Source organism: Bradyrhizobium sp. 132 (assembly GCF_023074185.1).
GTDB lineage: Bacteria > Pseudomonadota > Alphaproteobacteria > Rhizobiales > Xanthobacteraceae > Bradyrhizobium.
Genome location: NZ_JADPKY010000174.1, coordinates 1 through 1,578, shown reverse-complemented (window position 1 = coordinate 1,578; position 1,578 = coordinate 1). Strand labels below are relative to the sequence as shown.

Below are 1,578 nucleotides of genomic sequence, written 5' to 3'. Positions count from 1 at the left end.
GACCAGCTCCGCCGATCGCACGTTGCTCACCCCGCGCCAAACGGCGTAACATCCGCTGAGGCTCTAATCGCCACTGGATGAAACTTCGGAGGCAGGTCAAGCTGTATCATGAACAACACCGGCATTGAAAACCACGACTGCTTTTCCCTTCGCCCTCAATGCAAATTCAAGTTGGTCCGTAAAGCGGTAGCCGACGGCGATACCGCTACCGGCGGTGTGAGAGTCCCCGAGCACGACGATTCTGGCCGGCTTGTCGTCGGCGCGGGCGTTGTGGCTCGTCAGGCAAGACAACGCTAAGCAAACTGCCATGGAGACAATCATGGCACGGCGAGAAACCATCGCGCGGAGGCCTTCCGATTGTGGGTTCATCGTGCTCTCCTAGTAGGTGAGCAAGCGTCTGCACGTTCGGTTCCAAATGCGTCTTAGCGGTTCTGGTCTTGTATTCCCAAGGGACGGAGGATGCCAAAGCAAAGTGAAATTAGATAAGACAGCTCAACTCACGTAATGGGCCGCTTTGGGTCAGACTGCGAAGAACTCAGGATGAGCAAATGCCGTCCGGATTACCCCTGAATGCGGACACCGCTCGGTTCAATTGGCACGTCGCGAAAGTCACACCAGCAGACGATGCTTGCCAGCTAACTAGCAAGCAACGCGGGCTCATTTGTTGGGCGGCCTGCGTTCCCTATGAGCAACGATCTCGAAGAGCAGGACGAAGGGTCCCATTATCGCAAAGCCGACGGTGCCGGATATGAGGATCATCTGAACCACGGAGTATTGCTTCGTTACTTCTCCAGTCTTGATCTTTCCCGAGGCTGGGAATTTTGGTAAGGCTCATAGCTCATCATCGTCGCCATCGTCATCCTGATCGTCTTCGTCCGAATCGACGGCCATCGCTTCGATGTACTCACGACGGACAGCGCGCAGCGTGCGGCCCGATGTCGGATCGGCCAGGAAAAACCACCATCCCCCGGTCTTCTTTCCATAGATGGCAATCGCCGCTTCCCTTGCGGTCTCAAAAGGCTGACCATCCACTTCCACGCGCGGGTCGTTCCAAGTTGCGAGATATCTTTCTCTAAAGCGCCCATTCGCCTACCATATTAACTGGGGCGGTTAGGAGGAGATATGTCAGATCGGCGAGAACTATATCGCAGTCCAAATGGAGACACTTGGTTCATCGGGCGCGAGCCGACTAACGGACATGCTTTTATTGTCCATCAGCCCAATGCCCCTTCTGGTGGCCGCCTTTCTCACATTGAATTGGGCGACTTCTTGCGTGACGGAAAGGGACCCGAACAGCAAGCGTTGCTGAGACTGATCGGAACACTGGTCGAGGTACCGCCGTTTGCCTAGGACTTGCAAGCTTAGCAACAGAGCCCGCGGTTACTCCGTTCGCCAAGCTTGAACGGCTTTCAGCTAAGCAAGCTCAAACCGGCAACAACTTCGAAGCTGACGTTTGGATTGTAGCAAAGGAAATCCTCGCGCCCATGTTCGTGCCACGTTTTGAGCTGATGCTTGAAGCACGGCAGAAAAAAACAAAAGCGTCGGAGGAAACCGTCATGACAACGAAGTTGGCAAGTG

Annotated in this window: 2 protein-coding genes; both read right to left on the bottom strand. The window is 54.9% G+C overall.

The annotated features are described in order from the left end of the window. Positions 1–96 precede the first annotated feature (96 nt). Complete coding sequence (locus tag IVA74_RS38640) at positions 97–369, bottom strand: hypothetical protein (protein WP_247353098.1); 273 nt, start codon at positions 367–369, stop codon at positions 97–99. Positions 370–831: 462 nt separating this feature from the next. Beyond that, positions 832–1,038, bottom strand: coding sequence for a hypothetical protein (locus IVA74_RS38635; RefSeq protein ID WP_247353097.1), 207 nt, complete (start codon positions 1,036–1,038; stop codon positions 832–834). Positions 1,039–1,578: the final 540 nt, after the last annotated feature.